Origin of the sequence: Flavobacterium sp. 103, from assembly GCF_003096795.1 — a bacterium.
Lineage (GTDB): Bacteria > Bacteroidota > Bacteroidia > Flavobacteriales > Flavobacteriaceae > Flavobacterium.
This window is the reverse complement of the sequence record NZ_QENX01000001.1, coordinates 3,670,944-3,694,563: the sequence shown is the minus strand read 5'-3', so window position 1 is coordinate 3,694,563 and position 23,620 is coordinate 3,670,944. Positions and strand designations below refer to the sequence as shown.

Below are 23,620 nucleotides of genomic sequence, written 5' to 3'. Positions count from 1 at the left end.
GCTAGCACAATTTTATAATACCAACAACGGTGCAATTATACCAAAACTAAATTGTCCAGTTGTCCCATCGATTGCATTAAAATTATTTTCGGCATAAGCAGAATAATTGTATTTTTTAGCAACATAACCTACGTAAAACTTCATATTAAAATCAGTAAAAGGAGAATATTCAACCGTTGGGATAATACCATAAGAACTCAACAAATGGCTGTCTTTATTGGAATTTGGATTGCCATTCCAATAAGAATTATCATTCATGAGCGTAAGCAACAAATTAACTTTTGGACGAATCTGGTATTCTGCCCTAATCCAATTTTCTACATAAGAAACATTTTGTGCAGCGTAAACATACTTGCTCTTGATGATATTTGAAATCACTCCTTTTTGATCCAAATCCTCTTTGCTATATTGAAAATCATAATACAGTACCAATTTATTGCTTTTGTATTTATTCCCCAGAGAAATAAAATTCCTGTTTGTATTTTCGGCATCAATAAAATAACTGTAGCTATAGGTAGTTTCTATTTTACCGTCAAAAAAACTGCCTTTCCAATTTCCTACTGCAGCCAAAGGTGTTTTGGTAGTGGTAATTCCAGGAGGCACCGTAGTACCAAACTGCTCTTGAAAGGTTTTAGTTCTGGAATTCAACAGCTGTAGATTGAATTTATTTTTGTGATCGTTTAATGCATACGAAAGAGCTGCTCCCACCATAAAATTGTCCGCTTTATCATTAATAGTGTTATAGGATAAAATTTCGATTGGATTCGTCAAGAGTTCGTAACCTCCCCAATCCCCAATCATTTTTCCTACCGTCAGTTTAGTTTGCGCAGCAATATCAATAGCGACATAAGCCATATCCACCGAACGACTGATGTTGTCGACAGTACTTGGATCGGCTATTTTGGTGTATCTATTTCGGAATCGAAAAGAAACTTTGTCATGAATTTTTCCTTTCACTTCAAATCGGAATTGATTCACCGAAAACAGAGAATTTACGTGTTCATTATCAACAAAATAATTATCGAAAGCCATTCGGGTATTAAAGATAACATCCACATCTTTCAATAAGGACAACTTTGAAGTTGGAATTAAAGGTGCTATCACCGCATTTCCTTCTTGAATTTGTTTTTGAGCAACAGAAAAAATAGGCAATAGTATAAGTATCCAATAAATAAAGTACTTTTTCATTATAAGATATTTTATTTTTTAAAAGTTACTTTACCGGATTCTATATCATACAACGCACCGATAATCGTAATTTTATTTTGAACAAAACGTTCTTTTAAAATTGGTTCTGCTGATTTTAAGAAATTAATACCATGAGCAATATTGGCATCAATAGCTTTATCAACAGATAATTTACTGGTACTGGTTAGATTTTTTTCTTCGTTCTCGCTTTCTATGTAATTAATGATGTTTTTAATGTGATCCGCATGCTTATAATGCCCATTTGAATTGATAAATGCTTTGATGGCGCCACAGTCTTTGTGTCCCATAACAACAATCAATTTACAGTCCAAATGTTCGACAGCATATTCCAAACTACCCAATTCATAATCTCCAATAACATTCCCAGCAGTTCTAATCGAGAATATATCCCCGAGGCCTTGGTCAAAAACAAGTTCTGCCGGAACTCTGGAATCAGAACAGCTTACAACAATAGCAAATGGGTGTTGTCCTTTTTTAAGTTCCCGTAATCTTTCGAGGGTTTCATCAGGATGTACTGGTTTTCCCGAAGCAAATCGTTTGTTTCCTTCTTCCAGTTTTTGTAGTGGAGATAAATTGGTATTTTCAGTGTGGCTACAAGCAGATAATACGCTTATAAAAAGTAGATAAAGTAGTCCTCTTTTAATCATGATAGTTTCCCTAAATTGCAACAACCTAAGTCTATCCGAAAAATTTAGACAAACTTATACTTGTCAATGAGACAACAAATTTAGAAGTATAAAACCTCGTAAATATTGATATTTATCATGTTTGACGGATTAATTACATGAAAAAACCACCTCGTTTAAAAGCTTTTAAACGAGGTGGTTTTTGTGTTTAGCAATTTCTTACTTAAAAAAAAATCTTATTTGATGGCTAATCAATCTTCTATCAATACATTTCCGGTGTCAAAGTAACTATAAACAGGTTTTTTCCGTTGATATCCATATAATGATAAATAACCGTAGAACCATTATCTCTGAAAGCTTCAAGACTCGGATTCGTTTTGGAACTTACCAATATTTCTTTTTCCACAGACTTTTTTAAAGCTTCGACATCAATGTTTTCTTTTTGAACACGCACCAATACAAAGTCATACTGAATAGTATTATCTGGCAATGTATTTACACTCTCCATTCGAATATCATTACTAATCATCATCGGGCAAGCATTATTATAATTGGTAACCAATGCTGTTAGTTCCTTCCCCACCGACTTATTTCTAGAATAATAATATGGTATCACACTGACCAAAGCCACAATCATAATAATTTTGAGCACTTTCCGGATGAGTAGTTTCTTTTTTGCTTGTTTTTTTTCCATTGTGAATTGGGAGTTTATGTTTATTTACAAATTTTAATATTAACCAAAATTTGTTTCGAAATATTCACTTTTTCAAATATACCTAATATCCCTAACAATTTTTAAAAGAGCATTTACTTTCATATCATTTTGATCTTATAAAAACAAAAACTCTTGTTTTCCTTAAAGTTGTCTCGCGTGAGGGATTACCTCACTATACATTTATTTTCATAGGAGTTCAGTAAATTTCATTTGAAGCTAGCTACCGAAGTAGCGCGAATAGCTCGACCCCGTTGAGCGAAGGGGCTGTATAAGCGATACTATAAGAAAGCCCCTTTGCTCAACGGGGACACGCCCACACGAGCTTTTGCGAACTGACGAAGTAAAAGATTTTGAAAACTAATTTTGAATCCAAACTACCTCCCTCTTAAAAAAAAAAAAATAACGCTAAAAAACAGTCATTTTAATTAAAATTTTCTTTTTTATTACAAAAATAGTATGATTTGTTAAAAATTTGACTTTTACAAAAAATTTAGCATTTGGTTTGAAAAATAAGTGTACTTTTGCACCAATGAAAAATAAAGAAACATATAAAACAATTATCTCTCGGATAATTACACCTACGACTTCTCCCGAAGTACGGATGCTATAACTATAGCCTCCATAGTGTAATCGTATTATATTATTCATTTCTTATTTTTATCGTTTTGAAATTACTTCCATTTTTATTTGGATTAATACATCCTAAAAAAATTACCAAACAAATTTTATCTATCTGTAATTCAATTATTTGGATTGTTCTTTGCTTCATTTATTCTATATTTGATAGTGCAAAACCAGAACATTTCAAACTTCATTACAGTACATTATTTAACCTAAAATATAACTCTTGAAATGAATATTTCTATTGTAGTAACTCAGGAAGAACATTATAAGTACGCGCAGGAAATATGCGATACGATAGAATCATCTGCCCTGTTGAGAGGTACTGGAATTGCCAAAAGAACACCGGAATACATCCAAAAAAAGATGGAGAAGGGAGATGCTGTGATTGCACTTAACAACGGAATTTTTGCTGGTTTTTGCTATATCGAAAGTTGGCAACACGGTCAGTTTGTGGCACACTCCGGTTTAATCGTACATCCGGATTATAGAAACTTGGGACTGGCCAAAAAAATAAAATCGTTTGTATTTGACTATTCATTACAAAAATATCCAGAAGCCAAAGTATTTGGAATCACAACCGGTTTAGCGGTAATGAAAATCAATTCGGATTTGGGATACAAACCGGTTCCTTTTTCGGAACTGACAAACGATCCCAGTTTTTGGAAAGGGTGCCAAACCTGTACCAACTTCGAAATCTTAAAAAGTAAAGATTATAAAATGTGTTTGTGTACCGGAATGCTTTTTGATCCGAAAGAGAAACCGAAAGACCCGCCAAAACATCCTTTTAATGTGAGGGTCCTTAATAGATTAACAGCCATTAAAAAAGCGCTTTTCTTGACAAAATTATTTTAGAGAAAATTTAAAAAATTATAACATACAAAAAACTCGCAGCTAATAGCCAAAAGCTAATAGCCAATAAAATTATAAAATCGGAGATTCACGACCTCCACAAAACAATAAAAAATGGGAAGTAAAAAAGTAGTATTAGCATACAGCGGAGGATTAGACACATCATATTGTCTTAAATATTTGAAAAATGAAAAAGGGTATGAAGTTCATACAGTACTAATCAACACTGGTGGTTTTGATGATGCCGAACTAAAAGCAATCGAAGAAAGAGCTTATGAACTGGGAAGTGCCAAACACGCTAATCTTACCATTCTAGATAAATATTACGACAAAGCAATCAAATATTTGATTTATGGTAATGTGTTAAAAAACAACACTTACCCTTTATCTGTAAGTGCTGAGCGTGTTTTTCAAGCGATTGAAGCTATAAAATATGCCAAATCTGTTGGTGCTGAAGCAATTGCTCACGGAAGTACAGGTGCTGGAAATGACCAAATCCGTTTTGATTTAATTTTCCAAACCATCGCTCCAGAAATCGAAATCATCACTCCTATCAGAGACTTGAAACTTTCTAGACAAGAAGAAGTGGCTTATTTACAAGCTAATGGAGTTGAATATTCTTGGGAAAAAGCGCAATATTCTATCAACAAAGGACTTTGGGGAACAAGTGTCGGCGGAAAAGAAACATTGACTTCTGATAAACCATTACCAAGCGATGCGTATCCATCACAATTGACAAAAGAAGGTGAAGAGAAAGTAACATTAGAATTCAAAAAGGGAGAATTGGTTGCCGTAAATGGTGTAGCCGACAAACCTTCGAACAATATTGTAGTTTTAGAAAAATTGGCAAGTGCTTACGCTATTGGTAGAGACATCCACGTGGGTGACACTATTATCGGAATCAAAGGAAGAGTTGGTTTTGAAGCAGCTGCTCCTTTAATCATTATCAAAGCGCACCATTTATTGGAGAAACACACTCTTGGAAAATGGCAGCAATACTGGAAAGAACAGCTAGGAAACTGGTACGGAATGTTATTCCACGAAGGTCAATTCCTAGATCCTGTAATGCGTAACATAGAAACATTTCTAGAAGACACTCAAAAAACGGTAAACGGAACTGTGACTGTTTCTTTGAAACCATATCACTTTTCATTGGACGGAATTGAGTCCAAAAATGATTTGATGAATACTGGTTTTGGCCAATATGGAGAAATGAACAATGCTTGGACATCTGACGATGCGAAAGGATTTATCAAAATTTTAGGGAATGCCCAAAATATATTTTCGTCTGTAAACAACGAAACTTACGAATAGTCTTTTTTTGAGGAGCAGAAACATTTTGCTTTTTCAGAAAGATTGTTCCCGCCATCATTCCAATCTTGTGAGCTGAACCCCAGCTCACAAGGATTTTCCCTTCTGTCGGGGCTAAAGAGGGAGATTGGGATTTTTAGATTTATCTCCTGCAAGGTCTTTTTCGGACCTTGTAGGTATGATTGAGAATACTTTAATACCTACAAGGTTTGGAAAAAACCTTGCAGGAAGGAACAAAACACATTTAGTTTTAAAAATTAAAATTATGATTAATGTTGGAATAATTGGAGGTTCAGGTTATACTGCGGGAGAACTCATCAGAATATTGATGTTTCATCCTAATTCAAAATTAGACTTTGTATACAGTACAACTAATGCCGGCAAACCGCTTTCAGTGGCGCATCACGATTTGTTGGGCGACATCGAAATGAATTTTACCGATACCGTAAATCCAAATGTGAATGTGGTTTTCTTATGTTTAGGACACGGAAAATCGAAATCATTTTTAGCAGAAAACCAATTTGCAAGCCATACCAAAATCATTGATTTAGGAAATGATTTCAGATTGCACAAAGACGAAGTTTTTGATGGCAAAAAGTTCGTTTATGGTTTACCGGAATTGAACAAAGCGACGATTAAAAACGCTCAGTTCATTGCCAATCCTGGTTGTTTTGCCACTGCAATTCAATTGGCTTTATTGCCATTGGCGGAAGCCAAATTATTGAACAGCGATGTGCATATCAACGCCACAACCGGAAGCACCGGAGCCGGAGTTGGACTTGCAGAAACGTCGCATTTTAGTTGGAGAAACAACAATATGTCGCATTACAAAGCCTTTGAACACCAACATTTGGGGGAAATTTCAGAAAGTTTACACCAATTGCAAAATGATTACAAAAATGAATTGCTTTTCATTCCAAATAGAGGGGATTTTCCAAGAGGAATTTTTGCAACATTATACACCAATTGTACCGAAAGCCTGGAGGATCTTGTAGCAAAATACGAAGCGTTCTATAAAAACCAACCTTTTGTAACCGTTACCACAACTGGCATCAATATGAAACAAGTGGTTCAGACAAATAAATGCATTATTAGTTTAATGAAAAAAGGAAACCGGATTTTGATTACTTCGGTAATCGATAATTTAGTCAAAGGCGCCTCAGGACAAGCCATCCAAAATATGAATTTGATGTTTGGATTGGAAGAAACCACGGGATTGCATTTGAAACCAAGCGGATTCTAGAAAAAATTTGTTTCAAGTTTAAAGTTTCAGGTTACTCACAGAACTTGAAACTTTAAACCTGAAACTTCAAACTAAAAAACAATAAAAATGAACTTATTTGACGTTTACCCATTATATAACATCACTCCTGTAAAAGCACTAGACTGCACAATAACAGATGAAAATGGTGTGGAATATTTAGACTTATACAGTGGCCACGGAGTAATCTCCATTGGACACACACAACCGGATTATGTAGCCAAATTGAAAAATCAATTGGATAATCTAGGGTTTTATTCGAATGCCATCCAAAATCCATTGCAAGTGGAATTGGCAGAGAAATTAGGCAAACTTTCAGGATGTGAAGAATACAGCTTATTCTTGTGCAGTTCTGGAGCTGAAGCCAATGAAAATGCACTGAAACTCGCTTCTTTCCACAACGGAAAATCAAGAGTGATTGCTTTTGACAACTCTTTTCACGGAAGAACTTCGGCTGCCGTTGCTGTGACTGACAACAAAAAAATTGTCGCTCCGATTAATGCGCAACAAGTGGTTACTTTTTTGCCTTTGAACAACCTTGATTTGGTGGAAACCGAATTGAAAAAAGGAGATGTTTGTTCAGTGATTATTGAAGGAATTCAAGGAGTAGGCGGATTGGATGAAGGAACAACCAAATTTTTCCAAGGATTAGAAAAACTTTGCAATCAATATGAAGCAGTTTTGATTTTGGACGAAGTACAATCAGGTTATGGAAGAAGCGGGAAGTTTTTCGCTTTTCAACACCACAATATTAAACCGGACATTATTACGCTTGCAAAAGGAATGGGGAACGGTTTCCCGCTTGGAGGTATTTTAATTTCGCCAAAATTTACCGCTAGTCACGGATTATTGGGAACTACTTTTGGAGGAAGTCACCTTGCCTGTGCGGCTGGAATTGCCGTTTTGGACGTAATTGAAAATCAAAAACTGATAGACAACGTAAATGACGTTTACGGTTATTTCCTTGAAGCCATCAAACAAGTTCCTGAAGTGGTTAAGGTGAAAGGAAAAGGATTGATGTTGGGAGTAGAATTTGATTTTGAAGTAGGCCCATTACGCAAAAAACTGATTGTCGAAAAACTGATTTTCACAGGAAGTGCCAACAATAAAAATCTATTGAGAATCCTTCCTCCTTTGACAGTCAAAAAGGAAGCTATCGATATATTTATAGTTGCATTGAAAGAAAGCTTGGCTGAATTAAAAGCATAAATTTATTAACCATATAAGTCATATAAGTTCATTTAAACTGAACAAAAAAAGAGTAAATTACAAAAACTTATATAACTTATATGGTTCCCTTTTTTTAACAACCAACTAGCTTAAAATAAACTTATCTGACTTATATGTTTTAAATTTTATTTTTTGCTCTTTTAACCTAAAAACCAATGAATCATTTATTATCCATAGAAAAAAGAAACGCAGTTCTGAATCGAATGGCTGTACTTTTAGAACAAGAAAGAGACAGCATTAAAGCGATTAATCAACAGGATATGAGCAATTATTCTGGAGAGGATTTAGCTATGGAAAAACGTTTATTAGTTGATGATGCCAAAATTGACGGAATGATTTTGTCTATGCAGCAATTGGCTAGCCAAGAAGATCCTGTTGGACAAGTTCGCTTTGATTTCACTCACGAAAACGGAATGAAAGTAACCAATAAAACAGCTGCTTTCGGTACAATTATGATCATTTACGAATCCCGACCTGATGTAACAGTTGAAGCGGGAGGAATTGCATTCAAATCCGGAAATAAAATCTTATTGAAAGGCGGAAAAGAATCTTTGTTATCCAATTTAAAAATTGTTTCGCTTTGGCACCAAGCCTTAGAGGAAAATGAAATTGATACGAATTGGGTAGAATACCTGAATTACAATCGCCTCGAAACTCAAGCATTTTTAGAAAAACCAACGCAAAAAGTAGATTTAATTGTACCTCGTGGTGGAGAACAATTAATTGAATTCACTAAAAAACACGCTACTTGTCCAGTAATTGTAAGCGGGCGAGGAAATAACTTTGTTTATGTAAATCAAGAAGCCGATTTAAAAAAAGCACTTGACATTATCATCAACGGAAAAACAACCAATATCGGTGTTTGTAATGCTTTAGACAAGGTTTTGATTGATACTAAATTACCTAATTGGGAAGTTTTCGCAACAGAATTAGTAGCAGAATTAAAAAAATACAATGTAGAAATTTTAGGTGATACCGCTTTCGCAAATGCTACTCAGGTGCCTACAATTGAAAACGAGGAAATTTGGTACGAAGAATTTTTGAATTATAAAATTGTTATCGGAGTCGTAAATTCTGATGAAGAAGCAATTGAAAAAATAAACAAATATTGTGGAGGACATTCGGCTTCGATCATCACTCAAAATGATGCTTTGGCACAAGAATTCATGGAAAATGTGGATACAGCAGCCGTGTATCAAAACGCTTCTACCCGATTCACCGACGGTGGTCAATTTGGTCTTGGCGGAGAATTAGCCATCAGCACTGACAAACTACACCAACGCGGTCCAATAGGACTACAGCATTTGGTAACCAATAAATGGTATGTGTACGGTGATGGACAGATAAGATAAGAATTTAGATTGCAGATTGTTGATTTCAGATTCAAGAAAAAACTTAGGATCTTAGTAACTTAGAACCTTAGAGACTTTAAAAAAAATGACTAAAAAAAGAATATTACTAAAGTTAGGCAGCAACACCTTAACCAAGGAAACCAATCATATTTCGAGAGGGAAGATTGAGGATATAGGAATACAGATAGCTGCTTTACAAGATGAATATGAGTTTATCATTGTTAGCTCAGGAGCAATTGCTGCAGCCAAGCAATTCGTAAAACTGGAAAATCAGGATGAGGATGTTTTTGTAAAACAAGCTTTGGCATCGATAGGTCAGCCTCATTTGATGCGGATTTACCATGAAAACTTCAGCGATTTAGGATTGCTGACTTCACAATGTTTGTTGTCATATTCTGATTTTGAAAAAGAACAATCTAAAGTCAATATTGTAAATACCATCAATGTATTAGTCAAAAACAATTATATCCCGATCATCAATGAAAATGACACTGTGGCTACAGATGAGATTAAATTTGGTGATAACGATAAACTAGCGGCATTGGCTGCTGTTTTATTAAATGTTGATATCCTGATAATTGCAACGAACACTAACGGTATTTACACCAAATCGTCAATTCACGATGAAGTACCAGAAACTATCGAACTAGTAACCGATTTATCGCTTTTGCAAAAGGAAATTGGCGATAAAAAATCGTCTCACGGAACAGGTGGGATGCAATCCAAAATTGATTCAGCAGCCATTGCCAAAGCTGCAAATATCGAAACTTGGATTGTAAACGGACTCGAAGATAATTTTATGTTGAAGGCTTTGGATAACAAAATTGCTTTTACAAAGATTGTGTAGTATGATACGCTGATGATACGGATTTGCTAAAGCAAAAACGCTAATAAAAGCTGATTTTTTTTAATATTGAGTTTCTTTAGATTGCAAAAAAAAGAGAAAACAGATAAAACTGATTTTAAATATGGGTTTATTGCACCAAGAATTAACAGATGTTATCATTAAAACTTTTTATGAAGTCTATAATGAATTGGGGGATGGTTTTTTTAGAAAAAGTGTATCAAAATTCCCTGTATTTAGAATTAAAAAATAAAGGTTATAAAGTTGAAGCTCAAAAGAAAATTAACGTTTACTATAAAGGAACCGAAGTTGGTGAATACTTTGCTGACTTGATCGTCGAAAATGCTGTCATCCTAGAATTAAAAGCTGCTGATGGTATTGTAAAAGATTTTGAAAATCAAATTTTAAACTATTTTAGAGCAACAGATTGTGAAGTAGGATTGCTTTTAAACTTTGGAAAGAAACCTGAATTCAAAAGGAAAATATATGAAAATAATCGAAAAATAAGAAAAGAAAAAAAGTCTTGATCAGCATCAATCATAAGTAAAAATATAAATCTGCTTTTATCCGAATTATCGCTTTAGCGAATCCGTTTAATCGATATCAAAATAATAAGTAACAAAAAAAAAACAGTTTTTATCACCGTTTTTGCTATGGCGAATCAGTTTAATCAGCGTCTAAATCAAAAGTAACAAAATAAAAAAATCCGCGCCTTATCCGTGTCTTCGCTTTAGCGAATCCGTTTCATCCGCGTCTAATAATAAGTATCTATACTAAACAAAAAAAACATGAACTACACCTCAATAAAAGAAATAGATTCACTCCAAAAATGGGTGAAAGAAGCTATAAAAATCAAAAAAAATCCACTTAAGAATAAGAAACTAGGAAAACACAAAACCTTAGTAATGTTGTTTTTTAATTCGAGTTTGAGAACACGTTTGAGTACACAAAAAGCAGCTTTGAACTTGGGCATGAACGTAATGGTAATGAACTTTGGCAGTGAGGGTTGGACACTCGAATTCGAAGATGGAACCATTATGAACCAAGGTGCTTCGGAACACATCAAAGAAGCGGCAGAAGTAGTTTCGCAATACTGCGACATTATTGCCATCAGAGCTTTTGCAGGTTTGGTTGACAAAGAAAAAGACAATGCCGAAACGGTAATGAATGGTTTCTTGAAATACGCCACGGTCCCAATTCTAAATATGGAAAGTGCCACAGGACATCCGTTACAATCCCTTGCTGATGCCATCACAATGGAGGAAAACAAAACCAAACACAGACCAAAAGTGGTTCTTTCGTGGGCACCACACCCCAGAGCATTGCCTCAGGCCGTACCTAATTCATTTGTAGAAATGATGCAATTGCAAACCGAAATGGATTTTGTGATTACACACCCGGAAGGCTATGAATTGAACCCTGAAATTACAAAAGATTCTAAAATCGAATACGATCAGGACAAAGCTTTTGAAAATGCCGATTTTATCTATGCCAAAAACTGGAGCAACTATAAAGAATACGGTAAAATAACTAATTCCGACCCGAATTGGACCATCACTGCCGATAAAATGAAATTGACTAATAATGCCAAATTCATGCACTGTTTGCCCGTAAGACGTAACGTAATTGTAACGGATGAAGTAATTGACAGCGAAAATTCGATTGTAATTCAACAGGCGAATAACAGAACCTATTCCGCTCAATTGGTTTTGCAGAAGATTTTGGAAAGTTTAGAGAAAAGAAAATAGAACATAGGCGAATAGATAATAGACATTTTAGTAAACACAAATCTAAAATCTTTAATCAACAATCATAAATCAATATGACTCCTTTATCAATCATAAAAATTGGTGGCAACATCATCGACAATCCAGCCGAATTAAAACAGTTCCTGACTGATTTTTCCAAAATTGAAGGCTATAAAGTACTCGTTCACGGTGGCGGAAAATCGGCAACCAAAATGGCGAAAAGTATCGGATTAATTCCTCAAATGATTGATGGACGACGTATTACCGATGCCCCGATGCTCGATGTGGTGGTGATGATTTATGCCGGTGAAATCAATAAAAATGTAGTTGCTCAATTGCAGGCTAACAATACAAATGCAGTTGGATTTTCGGGTGCAGACGGGAATCTGATTTTGTCTACAAAAAGAAACCACCCCACAATTGATTATGGTTTTGTGGGCGACGTTCAAAAAGTGAATACTCCTTTATTGGAAACGTTATTAAAGAGCGGAATAACACCCGTTTTTTGCGCCATCACTCACGACGGAAAAGGGCAATTATTGAATACCAACGCCGATACCATTGCCAGTGAATTGGCCATTGCATTGTCCGAAGTTTTTGAAGTAACCTTGACGTATTGTTTCGAAAAACCGGGAGTTTTGTACGATGCTGATGATGACAGTTCTGTAATCGAACAAATCAACCACGAATTATACACCAAATTAAAAGCCGAAAAAGCGATACATTCCGGGATGATTCCTAAGTTAGACAACTGTTTCAATAGCTTGTCCAAAGGGGTTCAAAAAATAAAAATTGGACACCATAGAATGTTACAAAATGCTGAAGTTATACATACCAGCATTGAATTATAAAAAACACTAACAAACCTAACCGGTTTTAAAAACGACTTAGGTTTCAGAAAAATATATGAAAAACATAGAAACCCTAACACAAGAAGCCATTGCGTTATTAAAATCGCTGATTGAAACTCCTTCCTTTTCGAGTGAAGAAGAACAAACTGCGCTTTTAATCGAGAATTGGTTTACACAAAATAGCATTCCATTCGAGCGGGAAAACAATAATATCTGGGCTTTCAATCAACATTTTGACAAATCCAAACCAACATTATTGCTCAACTCCCATCACGATACTGTAAAACCGAATCAAGGTTACACCAACGACCCGTTCAAAGCCATCGAAAAAGACGGTAAATTGTATGGATTGGGCAGTAATGATGCAGGAGGTTGTTTGGTTTCCCTTATGGCGACTTTTGTTTATTTTTATGCCAAAGAAAACCTGTCCCACAATATTGTAATCGTAGCTTCAGCCGAGGAAGAAAGCAGCGGCAAAAAGGGCCTTAACAGCGTTTTGAAACATTTACCCGAGTTGGATTGCGCTATTGTTGGCGAACCTACATTAATGCAATTGGCTGTCGCCGAAAAAGGTTTATTGGTACTCGATGTAGTTGTCAAAGGAACTGCCAGTCATGCGGCTCACAATAACCCTGACAACCCTATTTACAATGCAATGCCTGTAATTGATTGGTTCAAAACCTATCAATTCGAGAAAATATCCGAGGTTTTAGGGCCTGTAAAAATGACCGTAACCCAAATCAATGCAGGAAGACAACACAACGTAGTTCCTGCCGAATGTCATTTGGTAGTCGATATTCGCGTGAATGACTGTTACAGCAATGTAGAGATTTTAGAAACCGTATGCCCCCCAACCCCCAAAGGGGGAGTGAAAATCGAGGGAATAGAAGTACTCGTTACTCCGCGTTCCATGCATTTAAACGCTTCATCAATTCCTGTAAATCACGGTTTGGTGAAAGCAGGAATCGCATTGGGAAGAACTACCTATGGCTCGCCTACCCTTTCGGATCAGTCGGTTTTGAATTGTCAATCCTTGAAATTGGGGCCAGGAGAATCACTGCGATCACACTCGGCAGACGAATTTATATTTGTAAACGAAATTGAAGAAGGAATCCAATTGTATATCAAAATACTGGGAGACTTTTTAAAGAACTAAAATAATTTTTAGGAGCTAATCCAGCTATCCGCTGCAATCTTGTGTGCCGAACCCCGGCCCACAAGGATTTTCGCTACACACGAGCGATAGCGAACTGGCGAAGCAATCGGGGCCAAAAAACACATAACAACAAAAGTTTAGATCTAAAAATCTAAAATCCAAACATCTAAAAATCCAATTATGAAACTTTGGGAAAAAGGAATACCAACCGATAAACAAATCGAACATTTTACAGTAGGAAATGACAGGGAACTTGATTTGGTTTTGGCCAAATACGATGCTTTAGGATCGATTGCGCACGCCAAAATGTTGAGACAAATCGGGTTGTTGACCAATGACGAAACAGAATCCTTGGTTGTCGCTTTAAACGAAATTATAAAAGACATTGCAAACGGAAATTTCGAAATCGAAGACAGTTTTGAAGACGTACATTCCAAAATCGAATATTTACTGACAGTAAAATTGGGTGATGCCGGAAAAAAAATCCACACCGCACGTTCCCGTAACGATCAGGTTTTGGTCGATGTAAATTTATACCTTAAAGATGTAGTCAAAGAATTGAAAGAGCAAGTAAAAACGCTTTTTGATTTAATGATGGAATCGGCAGAGAAACACAAAAATGTATTGTTGCCAGGTTACACACACCTTCAAATTGCGATGCCTTCTTCTTTCGGGATGTGGTTTTCCGCCTATGCCGAAACCTTGATTGATGATATAACAATGCTAAATGCAGCTTTAAAAATTGTCGATCAAAATCCATTAGGTTCTGCTGCGGGTTACGGAAGTTCATTTCCAATCAACAGAACTTTCACTACCAAAGAATTAGGTTTTGAAACTTTAAAATACAATTCGGTTGCCGCACAAATGAGCCGTGGAAAATCGGAAAAAACGGTTGCTTTTGCCATGAGCAGTGTTGCCGCAACTTTGGCAAAATTCTCAATGGATGTGTGTTTATACATGAGCCAAAATTTTAATTTTATCGGTTTGCCATCGCATCTTACCACCGGTTCCAGCATTATGCCACACAAGAAAAACCCCGATGTTTTCGAATTGATTCGCGGTAAATGCAACAAAATTCAAGCTTTGCCATATGAAATCACTTTGATTACCAATAATCTTCCAAGTGGTTACCACAGGGATTTTCAATTATTGAAAGAAGGATTGTTTCCAGCGATTCAAAACCTGAAAGCCTGTTTGGATATTGCTATTTTCTCCATCAAAGACATCACGGTAAAAGATAATATTTTGAATGACCCAAAATACAATTATTTATTTACAGTTGATACCCTAAACGAAATGGTGGTAGCAGGAATGCCATTTAGAGACGCCTACAAAGCCGTTGCTGAGCAATTGGAAAACGGAACCTACCAATCTCCAAAAGAAACTAAACACACACATGAAGGAAGTATCAATAACCTTTGTTTGGAGGAGATAAAAGAGAAGATGAAGCTAAGTTTTTAAACTTTAACAAAATAGAAAAACCTCATTTAAATCGACATTAAATGAGGTTTTTTTTTGCTCTTTTAAATTTTAAAATTTCAATTTTCCAGTTTTTAGATATATCGTTGAATTTTTGATTGAACTATTCATAGCATCTGTAAAAGCTTGTTCAAAGGCAAAAAACACCACACTCCCATTTCCATTGGATACAAAATCTAAAACTTTTTTTCTTGACTTTATATCATATATCTGAAAATGAGATTTTATAATACAACTTTCGCTTTGAGTTCCCGAAGACATACCCATACCTCCATTTGACATAGCCATAGGCATACCAGGACTTCCTTGTATACGGTTTGTAATTTCATGGTCATAAATTCGTATAAGATAATCCGCTTTAGAATTCGTAAATAATGAATCTACCTTTTTTTGCTGTTCTTGAGTAAATGTCAAAGGATCATTTGAAACAAATTCCAAAGATTTATCATATTTTATATCTCCAAATATCTTTTCTTCTTTCAATTTAGCAGTATATAAACTATCATACTGTTTTACAAAATCATGCTTTTGATTATACTTTTTATTGAATGTTTTAGTAAATTCACTTAACAATATGTTGTCATTACCAACTAGTACCGCAGTTTTATCAGGGCCAAAAGCAAATTTGGAATCTTGATAATTAGCAGTTTCACTAATACGAACTGCTTCACATGAGCATAATATCAGTTGAGCACCAACTATTCCGGCTATTAGCCTTTTACTTATTTTCATTTATTTTATTCTTTTATATTTTGAAATTTCTAGATACATTTTTATGAAGTACAAAAAAACACGAGTCAAAAAACATTTAATTTCAATAAATCTACTCAAATTATTTATCTGGGTTATCAATAATTTGATTGTTTTCATTCTTCCATATTCCATTTGAAAATACAATTATTCCATATTTCTCATGATAATACATATTTCCAAATTTAGAATCCTTTGGATTACGTCCTACATAATTAGGAATACATATAGTTTGGCCATTATTTTCATGCGGCTTATAACCCTCATCACAAAGATTTTGCTTTTCACAACTTACAACGGAAAAGAAAATAATAGCTAGAAAAAAAATATTGATTCGATTCATTTTTATATAATTAATAGTTTTAAACATTTCAAGTCATTACAAATTGATTTTTTATTTCATTTCAAAATATAGTTTTCCGTATATAAAAAATAGCCTAATTAGTGAATGAAAAAAATATACTTGTAATTGCCTTTTGACAACATATATATCACGAATGTATAAATTTTAGAATAACATTCTTAACAAAAAACTATAAAATCATCAAATATTTCCTTAATTTTTAATTATTTTTTTAGTCAAAAATGAAGCAAATACATTTTTCAACTAAAAATCAATTAGTTATATTCACTAGAAAAAATCGTAAAACAATTGTTTTTAAAATAAAATTGATTAAACAAAATATCCCCAAATAGTGTCTAACTTTTTGAGGGTAGTTCAATTTATAGATTCTTTTGTAACCTATTCTGCCCTAAAACATTAATAAAATATAACATAGAAACTCATTTTTTTAACATTAAAAAAATAATATGCATGCATAATATTTTATATTTTCACAAAAAATTTAAAACTAACCCCAAATGAAATTAACCTACACAATTGCATTATTAGTATGTATGAGCTCTCTTTTTTTTAACAGTTGTTCAAGTGATGCCGATACTAAAACGGACTCAAGCGCAACAGATAATGGAACATTAAAAACTTTTATCGATGTTACTTTTTCTTTAGACCAGTCAGAAGGATACGATGCTGGTCTATATTTCTCTACCGAATTAGGAAAATCATTTAAAACTAATAAAATTGATGCTGCAACTTTACCTAAAATTGACATTGCTTTTTATAGCGCAAATTATAGTTTAAATTATTTCATGAGTCCTAATAATGCTAATTATGGAATTAAAGGTGCCTCACTTAGTCTATTTATAAATGCTCAAAAAGACCTATTGACAATTCAACAATTCAACAAAATAGAAAAAAGTACCGATTTTGATACTATCAAAATAGATAACGACGACGACGATTCATTCCCAGATGATAAAACTCCAAATGTAGTATTATTCAAAAATGCTGCTGGCAAAAAAGGAGCTATCTACATAAAATCAGTTCACAGAGTGGGTTACGATCCAAGAATTGTAGTGGATATCAAAATCCAAAAATAATATTGCTTACTAATTCAATTGTTGAAACCAATTTTTCTAAATAGAAAAATTGGTTTTTTTGTGCTTTTTAGTTTGAGCCAGTTAAAACTGAATAAAACTCAAAACAAATCATAATCCCCCTCTGCATTATAAAAGCTTAAAATTACTCCGGCTTACTCATTAATTAGTACTAAAAATTCTATATATTTGAGAAATATCTTAAATAAATAGCATGGCGAATTTCGAAGAACAAGCTACTCAAACGCTTTTTGACAAAAATCATATTACAGAAGAACAATTCGAAGCCATTCAGGCGTATCGAGGATTGAATTTATTTTCGGTTCATAACGAATTGAAGTTCTTGTTATACCTTTCGATGTTGATGTTTACGTCGGGAATTGGTATTTTGATTTACCAAAACATAGACACCATCGGACATACCGCAATTCTTGGATTGCTGCTTTTGGTGACATTGACTTGTTTTTATTTTTGCTTTAAAAATCACGAGGGCTTTAAAAAAGAAGAAGCACCATTCCCTAATCCACTTTATGATTACTTGGTACTTACAGCGGTTATATTGAGCTGTACGTTTGTGGGATATTTACAATTTCAATACCAAACTTTTGGAACCCATTACGGATTGGCTACTTTGGTGCCGACATTCATCAGTCTTTTTTGTGCCTATTATTTCGACAATAAAAGCGTTTTGTCTATAGGAATTACAGGAATGGCTGCTTATTTAGGACTTTCGGTCGATCCAAAGCATATTTTTAAAAACGAGATGATCGACAATACCTACTTGAGCTATATTGGATTAGCTTTTGGATTGACCTTATTACTTTGGGTTTTGTATGCGACGAAAATCAATTTAAAAAAACACTTCAATTTGGTCTATCTAACTTTTTCACTTCATCTGGTTAGCATCGCCTGCATCGTCAATTTATTTCAGGATTACTGGCTGGCTTTTGGGGTAGTATTGGGAATCGCAGCCTACTATTTTTATAATTTAAGTTTCCAAATAAGGTCTATTTCTCTGTTTATTTTCACGGTTTTATATGGATATATTGGAATGAACATATTAATGGTAAGACTTTTAGACTCAATCCATCTGGAAGACTTATTCTCTGTATTCATTTTCACAACGCCTTTTTATTTTATTGGCTCCATAATTGGATTTATAAAATTGATTAAACACTTCAACAAAAACACTACCGATGATAGTATATGATAAAACACTTTTAGACAACGTTTATATAGATGAAGAAGCCAATCGATTAAAAAAATCGGGTTTCATTAGTCTGGAGCAATACCAATCGATTGCCTATCAATTACCAAGACTGAAAAGTCAGAAGAATATCTTTATACGAATTGGTTTCTTCATTCTGGGTTGTATGTTGTATTCCTCGATTTGTGGAATGCTATCGTTATTTGGACTGGCAATTATGGATGATGCCTATTTATTTTTCATTTACCTATTTGCCATAATTGGTTTTGGAGCCAAAGAATTTATGTCCAGAGAAATGAAATATTTTGGTTTTGGTCTAGATGATGCCTTTATTTTGGGAGCGATTTTAGCGCTACAGATTGCAATTGGACTCACTTTTGAACAAAATTATAATCCTAACTATCTGCTTATTGCCATAGTAACAGCAATCGTTTCCAGTATTGCTTATTTACGATACCTCAATCTTTCTTTGGCACTACTAGCCTGCTTAGGAATAACGGCAAGCGTTGCATATCTAACATTTGATTATCTTATAATCGGCAAAGCCATATTGCCATTTGTGATGTTGTTGCTTTCAGGTATTGGTTATTTCATTTCTAAAAATAAACTGCAAAATCTAACAGTTCCTTATTATTCAAGCGGATTGAAACTAACCAAAGCCTTCTGTCTAATTCTATTCTATCTCGCAGGAAACTATTATGTGGTAAGAGAATTAAATTTCAGCCTATCGGGAGAGTATTATTATGGTGGTGTAAGTACCGAAATTCCTTTTGCAATTTTCTTTTGGGCTTTTACAATTTCAGTTCCTGCACTCTATCTGTTCTTTTCTTTGAAAAACAAAGACCGAATGATGCTTTGGATTGGTTTTCTTGCACTTTGTTTTGCCCTTTTTACCATCAGAATGTATCATCACGTTTTACCTCCTGAAGTGGCTTTAACCATTGGAGGATTGGCTGTATTTGCTTTTACTTATTTTTCCATAAAAAAAACAAAGCATAAAGAAACCGGAATTACCTTCAAGGAAGACCGATTTGCCAATCCAAATTCTTTTGCCAATCTGCAAACTCTTGTGGTCGCTTCACAATTTGGACTTAAACCCGAAGCTAAAGTCGATGAATCACCAATGAAGTTTGGTGGCGGCGGATTTAGCGGTGGCGGTTCGAATGGGAAATTTTGAAACAAGACCATTAAAACATAAAAATCTTACCGCAGATTCGCAGATTTAAACTTTAAAAAAAATCTGCGAATCTGCGGTATTATTTTACAATCTCTCCACCAAATCACCCGCATCAATATCACTATGCGAAGCATCATAAACCGATTGACCATTTTTGATCAGCAATAATTGTGGGGATTGGTGCACTACCTGAAAGCGGCTAGCAATTTCATTGGAAACATCACGGTATTCGATTAAATCCAAAAAGTAAGCATCAACTTTATCTTCTAAAGCATATTCATTTTCAAATTGCTTAAGGGCAAATCTACTGATGCTACAACGTGTGCTGTGTTTAAAAATCACTGCAGGCTTTTCGTCCGATGATGCTGCAATCTCATCCAACTGCCCTACGAATTGAAGCGGAATCCAATTGATTTTACTTCCTGTTACTTTCTTTTCTTCTGAACTACCGAATAGGGAATTGAATATGCTCATTTTGTCTTATTTTATGTCTTTTTGTCTTTTTAATATGATAAAAATCATCACGGAAACGTCAAATTGTCCGTAAATTTATAGTGGAATACCATTTGATGATTATTTTGCAAAGTTAGTTATTAAATAGTGAAATTCAGTAATCAACAATTGGTTATAACTGATTAACCATAATTAAAACTTATAGCTAATTACAAGTAAAACAAACATATAAAACATAAAACCTTTAATCATGAACATTAATAAATTTACCATTAAATCGCAGGAAGCCATACAGCTTTCGCAGCAACTGGTTCAGAGTTTGGGTCAACAACAAATAGAAAACGAACACATTTTCAAATCTATTTTTGAAGTTGATGAGAATGTGGCTCCGTTTATTTTGAAAAAACTGAACGTCAATGTGCCTTTATTTATTCAAATTTTGGATGCAACAATTCAGAGTTTTCCAAAAGTATCCGGAGGCGAAATTCAGCTTTCCAGAACCGCCAATACAACCCTGAACGAAGCCGAAATCATTGCCAAAAAAATGAACGACGAATACGTTTCCATCGAGCATTTGATTCTGGCCATTTTTGATTCCAAAAGCAAAGCAGCCCAAATCCTGAAAGACCAAGGCGTAACCGGAAAAGGACTGAAAGCCGCTATCGAAGAATTGCGTAAAGGCGAAAGAGTAACCTCAGCCTCAGCCGAAGAAAATTACAATTCTTTGAACAAATACGCCAAAAACCTCAACGAACTGGCCAGAACCGGGAAACTGGATCCTGTGATTGGTCGTGACGAGGAAATTCGACGTGTATTACAAATCCTGACCCGAAGAACCAAAAACAACCCAATGCTTGTGGGAGAACCCGGTGTGGGTAAAACAGCCATTGCCGAAGGTCTCGCACATAGAATTGTGGATGGCGACGTACCCGATAACCTGAAAGACAAAATCGTATTCTCTCTCGATATGGGAGCCTTGATTGCGGGTGCCAAATACAAAGGGGAATTCGAAGAACGTTTGAAATCGGTGGTTAAAGAAGTGATTGCTGCCGAAGGAGACATCGTATTATTTATTGACGAAATTCACACGCTTGTGGGTGCAGGTGGTGGCGATGGCGCAATGGATGCCGCCAACATTCTGAAACCAGCTTTGGCTCGTGGAGAATTAAGAGCCATCGGTGCAACGACTCTAGACGAATACCAAAAATATTTCGAAAAAGACAAAGCCCTCGAACGTCGTTTTCAAAAAATCATCATCGAAGAACCCGATACAGAAAGTGCCATCTCAATCCTTAGAGGTATCAAGGAAAAATACGAAACACATCATAAAGTACAAATCAAGGATGATGCGATTATTGCAGCCGTAACGCTTTCGCAACGCTACATCACCAATCGTTTTCTTCCAGACAAAGCCATCGATTTGATGGACGAAGCGGCTTCCAAACTGCGTATGGAAATCAACTCCAAACCAGAAGAACTGGACGTTCTGGATCGAAAAATAATGCAGTTGGAAATCGAAATTGAAGCCATAAAACGCGAAAAAGACGAAAGCAAACTCAAAATATTGGGAATGGATTTGGCCAATCTCAAAGAAGATCGAAATGAGATTTATGCCAAATGGAAATCCGAGAAAGAAGTCGCCGATAATATTCAGGAAGTAAAAACCGAAATCGAAAATTTCAAATTCGAAGCCGAACGCGCCGAACGTGAGGGCGACTACGGAAAAGTAGCCGAAATCCGTTACGGAAAAATCAAGGAAGCACAAGATCGATTGGCTGTTTTCCAAAAACAATTGGCCGAAAACCAATCAGGAACTTCATTGATCAAGGAAGAAGTTACCCGCGAAGACATTGCCGAAGTAGTGGCCAAATGGACCGGAATTCCCGTAATGAAAATGTTGCAAGGCGAACGCGAAAAACTGTTGCATCTGGAAGAAGAACTGCACAAACGTGTGGTAGGTCAAGAAGAAGCCATACAAGCCGTGAGTGACGCCGTGCGTCGTAGCCGTGCCGGACTGCAGGATATGAAAAAACCAGTGGGAACCTTCCTTTTCCTTGGAACAACGGGAGTTGGGAAAACCGAACTTGCTAAAGCTCTGGCTGAATATCTTTTCGATGACGAAAACGCCATGACCCGAATCGACATGAGCGAATACCAAGAACGCCACAGCGTGAGCCGATTGGTAGGTGCGCCTCCGGGATACGTGGGCTATGACGAGGGTGGACAATTGACCGAAGCCGTGCGTCGTAAACCGTATTCTGTGATTCTGCTGGACGAAATCGAGAAAGCCCACCCGGACACCTTCAACATCTTGTTGCAGGTACTCGACGAAGGCCGTCTGACCGACAACAAAGGACGTTTGGCCGATTTCAAAAACACCATTATCATTATGACTTCCAATATGGGAAGCCAGATTATTCAAGAAAAATTCGAGAATCTAAAAGGAAGTATCGAAGCCGCCACCGAAATCGCTAAAGTTGAAGTACTCGGATTATTGAAACAAACTGTACGCCCCGAGTTCATCAACCGTATCGACGAAATCGTAATGTTCACGCCGCTTACCGCCAAAAACATTACCAAAATCGTTGGCTTGCAGTTGAAAAACGTTACCGATATGCTTGCTCAACAAGGCATCACGATGGACGCCACTCCCGAAGCTATCGCGTATCTGTCTCTGAAAGGTTATGACCCGCAATTTGGTGCCAGACCCGTAAAACGAGTAATTCAAAGAGAAGTCCTCAACCAACTCTCCAAAGAAATCCTCGCCGGAAAAGTACATCCCGAGAGCATCATCCTACTCGATGCCTTCGACAACGAACTCGTTTTTAGAAATCAAACCGAGTTGGTACACTAATATAGCTTACTAAAACCTTTGCCAAAATTTTGAACTTTGGCAAAGGTCATCAACAACACCAGTCGAAAAGCTGGTGTTTTTTTTTGTTTAGGAGCAGAGCAATTAGCTTTTTCATCAACTTCACTCCCGCTGTACGCAATATCTTTTGGGCTGAACCCCATCCCAAAAGGATATTTGCTTCCATCGGGGCTAGGCAAGGCATCTAATTTTTTAGAAATATTTTTTTTGGATAAATAAAATTATAACGCCGATAACAACATCTATAATTATTTGCAAATAAACTTTTTTGCTTCTAGTCCAAAACTAGAATAATTTGGAGAGTTTATCAGGATATTAAATTGATTTGATTTTTTTGAGGAAATTTCATTTTGTGAATCTTTATTCACTTGTGTCATAGTAAACACAAACAGTTTTTTTTCGGTAGTACAACTAAGTACAACTTTGCGGGTAATATGCTTCATCACATACTTTATTTTAAATTAATAAT

The 23,620-nt window shown here is 35.5% G+C and carries 21 protein-coding genes; 15 read left to right on the top strand and 6 right to left on the bottom strand.

Annotated elements, in window-relative coordinates:
- Positions 1-12: 12 nt before the first annotated feature.
- The 3 genes from C8C85_RS15740 to C8C85_RS15730 all read right to left on the bottom strand — a co-directional run bounded on the left by C8C85_RS15740 (position 13) and on the right by C8C85_RS15730 (position 2,529).
- Complete coding sequence (locus C8C85_RS15740) at positions 13-1,188, bottom strand: porin (RefSeq protein ID WP_116797919.1); 1,176 nt, start codon at positions 1,186-1,188, stop codon at positions 13-15.
- An 11-nt stretch (positions 1,189-1,199) separates the two neighbouring features.
- Positions 1,200-1,856 carry a carbonic anhydrase gene (locus C8C85_RS15735; RefSeq protein WP_116797918.1) on the bottom strand — a complete coding sequence of 219 codons (657 nt, stop codon included), beginning with the start codon at positions 1,854-1,856 and terminating at the stop codon, positions 1,200-1,202.
- 241 nt (positions 1,857-2,097) lie between these two features.
- The gene (locus C8C85_RS15730; protein WP_116797917.1) at positions 2,098-2,529 is read right to left on the bottom strand and encodes a hypothetical protein; all 432 of its coding nucleotides are present in this window, start codon (positions 2,527-2,529) and stop codon (positions 2,098-2,100) included.
- Positions 2,530-3,402: 873 nt separating this feature from the next.
- On the opposite strand from C8C85_RS15730, the gene C8C85_RS15720 reads away from it, so the two are divergent.
- The 11 genes from C8C85_RS15720 to argH all read left to right on the top strand — a co-directional run bounded on the left by C8C85_RS15720 (position 3,403) and on the right by argH (position 15,237).
- Positions 3,403-4,026: a GNAT family N-acetyltransferase gene (locus tag C8C85_RS15720; protein WP_116797915.1), complete on the top strand. Its 624-nt coding sequence runs from the start codon at positions 3,403-3,405 to the stop codon at positions 4,024-4,026.
- A 111-nt stretch (positions 4,027-4,137) separates the two neighbouring features.
- Positions 4,138-5,337, top strand: a complete 1,200-nt coding sequence (locus C8C85_RS15715; RefSeq protein WP_116797914.1) for an argininosuccinate synthase — start codon at positions 4,138-4,140, stop codon at positions 5,335-5,337.
- Positions 5,338-5,599: 262 nt separating this feature from the next.
- Positions 5,600-6,577 (top strand): N-acetyl-gamma-glutamyl-phosphate reductase, encoded by a 978-nt coding sequence (gene argC / locus C8C85_RS15710; protein ID WP_116798510.1) that lies wholly within the window; start codon positions 5,600-5,602, stop codon positions 6,575-6,577.
- Between the two features lie 87 nt (positions 6,578-6,664).
- Positions 6,665-7,804 carry an aspartate aminotransferase family protein gene (locus C8C85_RS15705; protein ID WP_116797913.1) on the top strand — a complete coding sequence of 380 codons (1,140 nt, stop codon included), beginning with the start codon at positions 6,665-6,667 and terminating at the stop codon, positions 7,802-7,804.
- A gap of 176 nt (positions 7,805-7,980) precedes the next feature.
- Positions 7,981-9,177, top strand: a complete 1,197-nt coding sequence (locus C8C85_RS15700; protein ID WP_116797912.1) for a glutamate-5-semialdehyde dehydrogenase — start codon at positions 7,981-7,983, stop codon at positions 9,175-9,177.
- 85 nt (positions 9,178-9,262) lie between these two features.
- Positions 9,263-10,024, top strand: a complete 762-nt coding sequence (gene proB, locus C8C85_RS15695; protein WP_116797911.1) for a glutamate 5-kinase — start codon at positions 9,263-9,265, stop codon at positions 10,022-10,024.
- Between the two features lie 149 nt (positions 10,025-10,173).
- Positions 10,174-10,548 carry a GxxExxY protein gene (locus C8C85_RS15690; protein WP_243412118.1) on the top strand — a complete coding sequence of 125 codons (375 nt, stop codon included), beginning with the start codon at positions 10,174-10,176 and terminating at the stop codon, positions 10,546-10,548.
- Between the two features lie 261 nt (positions 10,549-10,809).
- Positions 10,810-11,769, top strand: coding sequence for an N-acetylornithine carbamoyltransferase (locus C8C85_RS15685; protein ID WP_116797910.1), 960 nt, complete (start codon positions 10,810-10,812; stop codon positions 11,767-11,769).
- A gap of 74 nt (positions 11,770-11,843) precedes the next feature.
- Positions 11,844-12,620 (top strand): acetylglutamate kinase, encoded by a 777-nt coding sequence (gene argB / locus C8C85_RS15680; protein WP_116797909.1) that lies wholly within the window; start codon positions 11,844-11,846, stop codon positions 12,618-12,620.
- 55 nt (positions 12,621-12,675) lie between these two features.
- Complete coding sequence (locus C8C85_RS15675; RefSeq protein WP_116797908.1) at positions 12,676-13,776, top strand: M20 family metallo-hydrolase; 1,101 nt, start codon at positions 12,676-12,678, stop codon at positions 13,774-13,776.
- Positions 13,777-13,956: 180 nt separating this feature from the next.
- Positions 13,957-15,237, top strand: coding sequence for an argininosuccinate lyase (gene argH, locus C8C85_RS15670; protein WP_116797907.1), 1,281 nt, complete (start codon positions 13,957-13,959; stop codon positions 15,235-15,237).
- Positions 15,238-15,306: 69 nt separating this feature from the next.
- Here argH and C8C85_RS15665 read toward each other — a convergent pair whose 3' ends face one another.
- Complete coding sequence (locus C8C85_RS15665) at positions 15,307-15,987, bottom strand: hypothetical protein (protein ID WP_116797906.1); 681 nt, start codon at positions 15,985-15,987, stop codon at positions 15,307-15,309.
- Positions 15,988-16,087: 100 nt separating this feature from the next.
- Positions 16,088-16,348 carry a hypothetical protein gene (locus C8C85_RS15660; RefSeq protein WP_133243393.1) on the bottom strand — a complete coding sequence of 87 codons (261 nt, stop codon included), beginning with the start codon at positions 16,346-16,348 and terminating at the stop codon, positions 16,088-16,090.
- 518 nt (positions 16,349-16,866) lie between these two features.
- On the opposite strand from C8C85_RS15660, the gene C8C85_RS15655 reads away from it, so the two are divergent.
- The 3 genes from C8C85_RS15655 (at position 16,867) to C8C85_RS15645 (ending at position 19,826) form a co-directional block, all read left to right on the top strand.
- On the top strand, positions 16,867-17,445 hold the full coding sequence (locus C8C85_RS15655) for a hypothetical protein (protein ID WP_116797904.1): 579 nt from the start codon (positions 16,867-16,869) through the stop codon (positions 17,443-17,445).
- Positions 17,446-17,656: 211 nt separating this feature from the next.
- Positions 17,657-18,652 carry a DUF2157 domain-containing protein gene (locus C8C85_RS15650; protein ID WP_116797903.1) on the top strand — a complete coding sequence of 332 codons (996 nt, stop codon included), beginning with the start codon at positions 17,657-17,659 and terminating at the stop codon, positions 18,650-18,652.
- Positions 18,639-19,826 carry a hypothetical protein gene (locus C8C85_RS15645; protein ID WP_116797902.1) on the top strand — a complete coding sequence of 396 codons (1,188 nt, stop codon included), beginning with the start codon at positions 18,639-18,641 and terminating at the stop codon, positions 19,824-19,826. The genes C8C85_RS15650 and C8C85_RS15645 overlap by 14 nt, the downstream gene beginning before the upstream one ends.
- 84 nt (positions 19,827-19,910) lie before the next feature.
- Here the strand turns inward: C8C85_RS15645 and ytxJ are convergent, their stop codons facing one another.
- Positions 19,911-20,300: a bacillithiol system redox-active protein YtxJ gene (gene ytxJ, locus C8C85_RS15640; RefSeq protein ID WP_116797901.1), complete on the bottom strand. Its 390-nt coding sequence runs from the start codon at positions 20,298-20,300 to the stop codon at positions 19,911-19,913.
- A gap of 229 nt (positions 20,301-20,529) precedes the next feature.
- On the opposite strand from ytxJ, the gene clpB reads away from it, so the two are divergent.
- Entirely contained in the window at positions 20,530-23,133 is a 2,604-nt protein-coding gene (clpB, locus tag C8C85_RS15635) for an ATP-dependent chaperone ClpB (protein WP_116797900.1), read from the top strand.
- Positions 23,134-23,620: the final 487 nt, after the last annotated feature.